This is a genomic window from Vibrio sp. 1151_11 (genome assembly GCF_029478525.1).
Lineage (GTDB): Bacteria > Pseudomonadota > Gammaproteobacteria > Enterobacterales > Vibrionaceae > Vibrio > Vibrio anguillarum.
The window spans coordinates 1-8881 of the sequence record NZ_SHMN01000040.1; the positions used below are offsets into that span (position 1 = coordinate 1).

Sequence of the window (8881 nt, forward strand, 5' to 3'; positions counted from 1 at the left end):
TTTTCAAACAGGGTTTGCCATTCTTTGTTGGTGCGCCGTTTTGCCATTTCAGATCTCCTTGAGGTTGGAGATTTGATCTTAGGACGTACCGATATTGATTAGAATGTGGGGTTTATGATGCGCTTACCAAAGGAGCTAGATATAGTGTGCCTACTTATTCGCATCTGTGGGTTGCAAACAAAGAAGATATCAGAAGAAGAACGCAAGACGCTGATTGACCATGCTACCGTGGTATTAGAGAGTGAAATGGAATTTACAGAGAAAATGAGAATGGATGAGCCAAGGGATATTTTAGCTCATCTTAAAGGAATGCTAACAACTAGCTAAAACACTACGATTATAAATGGTTCAGATAAAAAATCTAGAAATAGCCCGCTGATAAACGGGCTATTCTTTAATCTAATTAAAAAGCATTCAAGGCTAATGAGTAAGTTGGCTCCTCAGTTATCTCTTTAACCAACTCTGAATGTGTCACTTTTCCATCAGCATTCACACATACGATTGCACGAGTTACTAAACCTCTAAGAGCACCCTCTGGAATTAACACTCCGTAAGTCTCTGCAAAGTCAGAGTTACGGAAGGTAGATGCATGTTGAACGTTATCAATACCTTCAACTTCACAGAAGCGACCTACAGCAAAAGGCAAGTCGGCTGATACACATAAAACCGTTGTATTTTTAAGTTTTGAAGCTTCTTCATTAAATTTCTTAACGCTAGATGCACAAACAGGAGTATCAATACTCGGGAATATGTTAATGATTACATTCTGGCCTTTAAATGATGAGAGTGTCAAATCAGATAAATCCGAAGCCGTTAGAGAGAAATCTGGAGCCTGACTACCTACAGTTGGAATAGATCCTACAACTTTAACTGGGTTTCCTTGAAAAGTTACTTGTTCCATATTTACCTTCTTTTTATATGATTAAGCTAATAAAAGCATAGTGTTGAGTCGAGCCATGAAAACTCAAAATTAATTTGGCGTCAATTAAAATAAGGCACATCGGAGCAGGTTCAATTAATAACCCGAAAAACCGGTGTTCATTATTCCTATTATGGTAAATGTGTTTGCTATCAAAAATAGCCATTAGACCGCCTCAAGCGCTCTTAGTAAAGATTTTCGACACTTGTTCAAGGCGGTATGCTTCCATAACGCCTTGTAAGTTTGTGACGCTTCAAGAGCGGTGTGTAGAGCAAAATTCATCGAGTTGCTTTGAACTAACAACTGCACTCTGATACACATTTTTCGTACTTTATGAGCTTTGGGTTTCAGATTAGTTATGTTTGGTCAAAACCCATCCGACCGAGAGCGTGGCTTTTTTGGCGAAACTAACAATGGGGCACTTTCGAGTTAGAAAGTGCTATGGGCAAAAACTCAGCCTATGAAGGTTTTGGACATAAAGTTAGTGCGGTTACTTTATCTTATCGCTTTGCTAAGTGGGCTTTGAACTCGGGTTCTAAGAAGGTTCGAAACCATTGATGAGCGGGATCGTGATGATGCTTTGCGTGCCAAAGTAAATAGTATTTATGCGCAGGCAAATCAAATGGCAGTGGCTTTATGCAAAGAGCACGCTGCTTGGCATATTGTTCAACTAAGTGGCGTGGTGCGGTAATGATGCTGTCGGTTCGACATAGGGTTTCTAGGGCTGATTGAAAAGAAGGCAGTTTGGCAAAAACACGTCGCTCTATCGAGTGAGACGATGTGGCGAGATCCACTTGGCGGTGGCGTTCGCTAATGCCGTTGACCAAAATATGTTTGGCATTCAAATAGTCTTCAACCGATATTGAACGATGACGAAATGGATGTTGGTCTCGACACACGATGACGTAGTGATCTTGGCCGATTTCTTTTCCATAGAGATTTTCTGGGATCTCTTCCGCCGTGACGGCGACTAAGTCAATCTCTTGCGCAGCGAGTTCTTTAAGCTGTTCTTCTTGCCATAACACGCAACTGATATTGGCGTTGGGTGTTTGTTCTTCTAGCTTTTCACACAGTAACGGCAATATTTCCGGTGCAAAAAATGGGGTTAACGCCAGCGAAAATTGGCGTTGGCACTGTGTAGGATCGAATTCTGCCGAAAGATAAAGTGAATCAATTTGCCTTAGTAGTTGCGGCAATTGCTGTTTAAGGCTTTTGGCCCGTTCGGTTAGGAGGTATTGATTCCCTTCTCGGATCAAAATCGGATCTTGGAAGGCCTCACGGATCTGGCCTAACGTTTTACTCATGGACGACTGGGTGACATTGAGCGCTCGCGCTGAGTCGGTCAAATTTCGGGTCGTGAGCAATGAGTCCAATGCGGGCAGCAATTTGTAATTATTCACTGGTTTTGGTCGCCATCTTTTTAGTTATTGAACCGTTATAGCACAGCAAACCAAGGTAAATCAGCACAGGCATGAAAAAAATTCACACTTGTGTGTCGTTTTATCAATTATGGAAATGTTCTTGAGTTGGCTATGATGGCTTTAACAAAATAGAACAGCCGAGTTACTCGGAGAGTATCAATTAGAATTGGAAGGGTAGTATGTCTTGTGTCGTTGAACCGTTAACCGCTCAGTATGATGAAAATGTTAGACAAATCATCGAGCAAGTTGGAGCAGAGTTTGGGGCCGTTGGTGAAGGGTATGGGCCGTCTGACCCAGAAGTGCTCTGCATGAGTCAGCATTATGGAAACGAAAGTAAAAGCCTCTATTTGGTGGCCCTATTGGATGGGAAAGTTGTCGGCGGTTGTGGTTTAGCGTCATTTAATAGCAGCCCAGATGTGTGTGAGCTGAAAAAACTGTTCATTTTGCCTGAAGGACGAGGGCATGGACTAGGTAAAAGAATGGCCATCGCGTGTTTAGACTATGCTCGTACTCAAGGTTATCAAAGCTGTTACTTAGACACATTAACCTCAATGAAAGTGGCAGTTCGTCTATACGAAAACTTAGGCTTTGACCACTTAGATGCGCCGTTAGCTGACACCTTGCATAATAGCTGTGATGTGTGGATGCTTAAGTCGCTGGTGGAATAGCAAGTAAAACGTGAAGCACGAGCCGAATCGTTTGGTAATTAGACCATCAATATCCCCTCGGTATTGCTCCAATTACCGTGTGTAAATAAGCCCGCGTTTGCGGGTTTATTTTTAGTTTCAATATCAACAAGGTAGTACTTTGTACGCTCATCATCACTTAAATGTGTCATTTTAAAATCTTCCTCCTTTAGAATACGAACAATAATCATACAAGTTGCATATCGATTTGTATAGAAAGCAGGCTAGGATTAGTGATGTATCCCCCTTCCTGATAAATTTCAGTAGGGGAAACTCGTATTGATAGGATATGTATGAGCAAAAGCACTAACGAACAAAGGGGCTGAAACGAAGATGGACATATCCGAGTTAAAGCGTTAACTCTAAATCATCAGTTTTGGATCAAATTTTCTATAGCTTAACGCCGCGCTCACCGACAATTGCGAGCGCAGCGAATAATTTATCCGCGTACAGGAACTTTTATATGTGAACTGATCATCATCTCTATGTCCACATCCGACCATTAGTGGACGTTTAAAGTTAGCTGACGTTCTCCAAACCTAAGACCTTAAATATACTAGTTTACTGGGTATCGAAAACAGTGATTGCAACACGTTAAGTGGTTTGAACAATACGCTTAACCGCGTCTTGTAGGCCGTCTTCTTTCACCTTACCCATATCCACGTTATAGCACTTAAAAATCGGCCCTGATTCTGGTTGCCAGTCTTCAAACTGGATTACTTTCATTGACTTGCCTTGAGGGGGAAGCAAAAAGTCAAGCATCCGGTTCGTCAAATCTTCATGGTGACTGGTCACAATGACCTGCCTTTTCCAGCTATCGTTAGCATCGGCGTACGCCAGCTTGCGAAGCAGTACGGCAGCAGGAATTAGCTGGTTCATATCAAGAGAAGTAGTAAAGTCATCAAATCCGATAACCCTATGGACTAATTGTTCTGACAAGGCCAAGTTTAAGTTTATTGTCCAACAAATTGCTAGCTGGGATTTTTGACCTGTTGATAGATCGTCGAACTGTACACCAGACTTCGTCTTAAAACCCCACTTTGGCATTTTCGGAGTACCATAGTTTTCAAGCTTGATCGGCAGAAAATCATCTGGGAAATGGAAGCTTCCAAGAAGTTGATTCATGTTTTTTAACAATTGTTCAAGTTCAGCCTGCGGTATTACCTCAACAGCTGATAGCAACTGACTTCTTGCACTCGATTCCTGTTTACTTATAGCCAGAGCATCGGTGATCATTTTCTCTGCTTGCTCTAAACCATCCAAATCAGTTGCATTGGCATCGTCTTCTACCTTCTGGATCTCTAAAGCTGACCAGTTAGTAAACACCCTGCCAAGCTGATGGATAATATCAGTTTCAGCAACGACTGAAGCACCTTCTGCAACTGGAGTTTTTATCGTTTCAAGATAATTACTAACATAGTCAGTTAACTCCTCAACAGTAAGGTTAGGTTCATTTAGAAGTTGTGAAAGCTGATTTGAATGAGCATTTATATCTCTCACAACCACATGAGAGCGCTTTATCTGATTGAGGCTAGTGGTAACAGCTTGCCCTCTTTCGATAACCTTCTCTATCTTCCCTCTGATTTCAACAGAACGTGCAGTCGTCAATGTCGACAATTTTTCCAATTGAACCTGTAACCCCTGTTTCAAATCAATAACATCTGAAATATCAGGATGCTCGTCCCAAGCCTCTAACCAGCTACTAACATTGTCAGTAAAGCCATCAATCCAAGTTAAGATCGAGCTTCCGTCTCCTTGCAGCTGCGCTTGTAGTTTATTAAGCCTTTGGTATTCGGAGGTTAACTCAATCCGTTGTTTCTCTAATTCATCGACTTTATCAGAGTAAATGTCAGTATCTGAGCCTACGAATAAAGTATTCTCGAGTTCAGAGGGAGCCAAGATAGTATCTTCTGACCACTTTTTTATGACCAAGTCTGCTGGTAAAGACTGAATAGTAGATAAGAATTCTTTGGTAAAGGCAGGTGGTTCATTTCCTTTCTCAGAAAAATCGACCTGATGGCCTCGATACTCCAACAAACTATGCCCGATATGGCTCAACTGGTCAGGAAGTTGTGAACCTATCGGTTCAGCCAAGTTACTGAAGTTTCCGATGGAGCTAGAAAGGTTGCGGATTTGAGAATCCCATTTATTTTGTAGGTTTCCATTCTTTAAGGTCAACGTACTATCGACTAACAACTGACGAAACGGCAGATCGTGAGGGATCTTAGCGACAAGTTCATTAACTCTTCCAGCGAGCGCTTTTCTTTCCTCTTCATAGTTTTTTCTATACTTCAGCGTATGTAGCTGGCGCTGCCAGTCTTCTAACTTTGCTTGTAACGCCTTCAAGCTCCGCTTAATCTCTTCGCCCGGCTTGTTTTCAGGCTCTAATAGTTGAATGATTTCGTCACATGCAAGCCCAGCGATATTTTCTTGATAAAAAAATGAGGCTACTGTACTAAGTTTCTTATGGTCAGTTTTAGCCTTGCCCTGAAGCTCAAACCTCTCGCCATTAATAGATACCGCTCCGTTGCTCTGCTCAGTGGTTATGAAACCACCCGCACCAACTTCAGGTTGATTAAGTACCCAGTCCATTGCTTCTAATAAAGAAGTTTTACCCACTCCGTTTTTACCCGTCACCAAAATAAGGTCGGCAGGCTGACCAGCTATCGTAAAATCAAGCTCTTTGACGTCACCATCTTCTGAAGTTCTATAGCCTTTGAAATTATTCAGTACTATAGACTGAATAGTATTGATATTGTTACTCAAGAGAAGTTACCTCCAAAACTGGCTTACCTAATAGATTATTGATGTCCTTAACAAGCTCATCCTGCCAGCGTTGATCAACGCTATAGCTTTCACCAGCGCTTATAGAGGCCTTTAAAATATCCGTAAATCGGGTAAATAGCTGCGGCTCAACACCTCTGGGAGGTTTAGCGGTTTTAACAGTTTCAGAAAGTACAGAGGAAAAGTCCTCATCTGTTATTCTCCTAGGGGTATATTCAGTTGAGGACAGTGCTCCTAACCAACGCATCTTTGCATCTTCAACTGATTTCCCTTCAAATGACCTGACGGCCTGAAGAACAAAACGTCCTCGATGCCAATCTTGATCACCCATAAGCTGTAACCAAGAAGCAGAGAACTTATGCATATCAATCAGAGCAACTAAAGGCGCAAACTTCTGGTAGTCATGCATCAGGTCTGCAAGGCGATCCATCAGGCGGGCAACATATTTCTTTAGCTCAACCATTTCCTCTTCACTTGGATTCGAATCAGCCCGCCAAACCACAAGATTACAAGCGGAGTGGCAATGGACAGACACAGGATAGATATCTCTTCTTGCTGGACTACAGTCTGCAACACTAATCTCCAATAATGATTCCATTCTTAAGCTTCTCGTAAGTAGGTTCGCCGCTTAATACTCGGCTGATTGGCATAAAAGTAATTTGTGGGAGAGTCAACTGCATCTAGGATCGTTTCTGCGACAGTGTCTTTATTCCCATCATAAGGCTTTTGGTAAAAAATATGTTGCCACCCCAAAGTCACTATTATTTTTGGAGTAATAGAACCTGCTGTCGTATCTTTATTAACAACCCTACGCATGCTTGGCCGAATATGCGCACCGGCCTGCCCTAGAGCGAGAGCCAGATGGTTATTTCCTCTCGGAACACTTACTTCATCCCCGGAAGAGACAAATGAGGGATCTGCATTAAGATAAAGAAGCTTATCGCCAGTGAATTTCGCCTCAGAATGTTTGAATGATAACGCAATGCCACCTTCCAGCTCTTGTTCCGAACTTGGAGAAAGGAGGCCTTCAAATAAAAACAGCAAGGTTAAAAGCTCAGACATAAGAGCTTTGTTTTCATTTATAGGATCATACTCTTTCACATGTCTACCATTGAGCTTAGATAAACTAGCAGCTAATGCAGAATATGATCCCTGATCGGCGCTGCTGGCACTGATAACACCAGAAATAGAGTCTAGCCAGGTAGGTGTCGCAGTGCAGTAGTCGGAATCGTCTTTGAATGTACCTTCGAGTGTTGATATAACCTGATGAAGAATGACTTCGGAAAATGGTAAGACAGAAGTAAAGCTTGCATTCATTGACTGAATACTGGTTTTTAAGGCTTCAACAATTAAAGTTCTTGCCACTCGCTCATAAATACTTTTCCAGAGTTCATCTGCTGTTAAGTTCTGTTCTCTATCAGGATGTCGAATAATTAACTTATCGCCGTCCTGGGGAGACTTCATGTGGTGCAAGGCGTAGGTATTGACGATTTGCTGCTGGTGAAAAGTTGGGTAAGCGTCAAAAACTGCAACTATTGGCGCAGAATGTGTTTCCAAAACCTCTTTGACATTATCTTCAAGTTCATCTGTATACTCGTCCAAAACAGTCTGAAGAGTGTGATGCACTTGCGGCTCGTCGCTACCAAAGCCCACAAACATCAGGGATTTACTTCTAAGTCGATCTCTAAAAACATCAGCAGCCCATTGCCTGTTCCGCCATTTCTGGAGCTGTCGCTCAGTGAGAAGTATCGATTCGTATCTATTAGTATCAATAAGTCTCTCAGCACAACCATTTACCTTAAAGACCTTTAGACGATTGACATCTCCAATCTCAGCGCCTTTATTACGGTAATCGTCAAGACAGGAAATCACATCTGAATTACTTCCACCGCTCAATTCAACATAGGCCTTTTCAAAGTTGCAGTCGTAGTTGGTGGTTATTACTTCATTAATCAGCCCCTCTCGTGACAACTTGGCTATGTAGTAATGAGCAGGCGTTGGGCATAGATCTCGATATTGATCAATTTTCAGAATCTCTACCAATCTCTTATAACCAATATCGAGGCTAACAAACTCCCACAGATACAGCTCAGACAGGCAACCCAGCTGATTAGCGCTCGCGGCCTTGGTAATATCACAGAAAAAACACACTCCTTTACAGGTTTCACCAGTGATTTTATGACCAAGAGCTTCGAGTTCATGTGAGCACCAGCACTGGCATATAGTCCCATGTTCTTCAGCTTTATATCGAGCCGATCGAAGCTTAAATAACTCTTTTTTTAGGGTATTCACCATCCATTTGACATTATGAACCTTCTCAATGCTTGGCGAAGAACTTGACATAGATATACCCGCACCAGCAACAGGCACACAGCGTCGTCTCAATATTCTATCGACGGTGTAATTAAACGCATTCCTTGCAATCATCTCTTACAGGGCTCCGAATTTTGAGGGCAGAATAAACATTCTTGTAGTCCACTTTGGGTCGTAGGCGGACTTGGTGCGCCGTATAACAATCATAACGCAACGGCGCGGTTTTCCGTGTCGATTGCCGTGGCTTGTTTTGTGAGTAATATATTACGTAAAAGGTGCACATGATTATGGGCTATTTGACTTCCTTATATCTGAACTCCAGTATTCCCGCTAATATTGAGAATGCTTGTTCCTCAGTTGAAGCTATTTAGCTGTGGCTGCGTACCAGCTCGCTTCACTTGCGACGCTTTCTTTCAAGCTTGTTTGAAAGCATCATACTTAATCAGTGCTTATCTACTGGTTATGAAATAACTTTGTCGCATTACTAAAATTGGGTCAATTGTTTTGGAAAGAAGTTACCCCTTCGTCACGTTACTAACTTCGAATGGGGCAAAGACGTGTTTGCCTAGATCGGCGTCAGCACGTCTTTGGACATTTTCGTGTTACGACGAGATTAAGAACCTGCAATTTCGTAAGCGCATCATAAACCCCACATTCTAATCAATATCGGTACGTCCTAAGATCAAATCTCCAACCTCAAGGAGATCTGAAATGGCAAAACGGCGCACCAACAAAGAATGGCAAACCCTGTTTGAAAA

General features: G+C 42.2%; 8 protein-coding genes. 2 read left to right on the top strand and 6 right to left on the bottom strand.

Annotated elements, in window-relative coordinates; genetic code table 11:
* Positions 1 to 114 precede the first annotated feature (114 nt).
* Complete coding sequence (locus EXZ60_RS17700) at positions 115 to 327, top strand: hypothetical protein (RefSeq protein ID WP_277436075.1); 213 nt, start codon at positions 115 to 117, stop codon at positions 325 to 327.
* A 76-nt stretch (positions 328 to 403) separates the two neighbouring features.
* Here EXZ60_RS17700 and tpx read toward each other — a convergent pair whose 3' ends face one another.
* Both tpx and EXZ60_RS17710 read right to left on the bottom strand, forming a co-directional pair.
* Positions 404 to 901, bottom strand: coding sequence for a thiol peroxidase (tpx, locus tag EXZ60_RS17705; RefSeq protein WP_274684924.1), 498 nt, complete (start codon positions 899 to 901; stop codon positions 404 to 406).
* Positions 902 to 1419: 518 nt separating this feature from the next.
* On the bottom strand, positions 1420 to 2319 hold the full coding sequence (locus EXZ60_RS17710) for a LysR family transcriptional regulator (RefSeq protein ID WP_064626659.1): 900 nt from the start codon (positions 2317 to 2319) through the stop codon (positions 1420 to 1422).
* 200 nt (positions 2320 to 2519) lie between these two features.
* Between EXZ60_RS17710 and EXZ60_RS17715 the strand changes: the two genes are divergently transcribed.
* Positions 2520 to 3008 carry a GNAT family N-acetyltransferase gene (locus tag EXZ60_RS17715; RefSeq protein WP_064626658.1) on the top strand — a complete coding sequence of 163 codons (489 nt, stop codon included), beginning with the start codon at positions 2520 to 2522 and terminating at the stop codon, positions 3006 to 3008.
* Between the two features lie 38 nt (positions 3009 to 3046).
* On the opposite strand, the gene EXZ60_RS17720 is transcribed toward EXZ60_RS17715, so the two are convergent.
* The 4 genes from EXZ60_RS17720 to EXZ60_RS17735 all read right to left on the bottom strand — a co-directional run bounded on the left by EXZ60_RS17720 (position 3047) and on the right by EXZ60_RS17735 (position 8237).
* The gene (locus tag EXZ60_RS17720) at positions 3047 to 3178 is read right to left on the bottom strand and encodes a hypothetical protein (RefSeq protein ID WP_259398433.1); all 132 of its coding nucleotides are present in this window, start codon (positions 3176 to 3178) and stop codon (positions 3047 to 3049) included.
* Positions 3179 to 3620: 442 nt separating this feature from the next.
* A complete protein-coding gene (locus EXZ60_RS17725; RefSeq protein WP_277436076.1) occupies positions 3621 to 5792 on the bottom strand; it encodes an AAA family ATPase in 2172 nt (723 codons plus the stop codon).
* Complete coding sequence (locus tag EXZ60_RS17730; protein WP_277436077.1) at positions 5785 to 6408, bottom strand: hypothetical protein; 624 nt, start codon at positions 6406 to 6408, stop codon at positions 5785 to 5787. Before EXZ60_RS17730 ends, EXZ60_RS17725 begins: the two co-directional genes overlap by 8 nt.
* A 2-nt stretch (positions 6409 to 6410) precedes the next feature.
* Positions 6411 to 8237, bottom strand: coding sequence for an SIR2 family protein (locus EXZ60_RS17735; protein WP_277436078.1), 1827 nt, complete (start codon positions 8235 to 8237; stop codon positions 6411 to 6413).
* Between the last annotated feature and the right edge of the window lie 644 nt (positions 8238 to 8881).

What these genes read in the sequence shown, in the direction of transcription:
- EXZ60_RS17720 (WP_259398433.1), bottom strand. Translation starts at nt 3,178, where the DNA reads ATGACACATTTAAGTGATGATGAGCGTACAAAGTACTACCTTGTTGAT.
- EXZ60_RS17700 (WP_277436075.1), top strand. Translation starts at nt 115, where the DNA reads ATGATGCGCTTACCAAAGGAGCTAGATATAGTGTGCCTACTTATTCGC.
- EXZ60_RS17715 (WP_064626658.1), top strand. Translation starts at nt 2,520, where the DNA reads ATGTCTTGTGTCGTTGAACCGTTAACCGCTCAGTATGATGAAAATGTT.
- EXZ60_RS17730 (WP_277436077.1), bottom strand. Translation starts at nt 6,408, where the DNA reads ATGGAATCATTATTGGAGATTAGTGTTGCAGACTGTAGTCCAGCAAGA.
- tpx (WP_274684924.1), bottom strand. Translation starts at nt 901, where the DNA reads ATGGAACAAGTAACTTTTCAAGGAAACCCAGTTAAAGTTGTAGGATCT.
- EXZ60_RS17735 (WP_277436078.1), bottom strand. Translation starts at nt 8,237, where the DNA reads ATGATTGCAAGGAATGCGTTTAATTACACCGTCGATAGAATATTGAGA.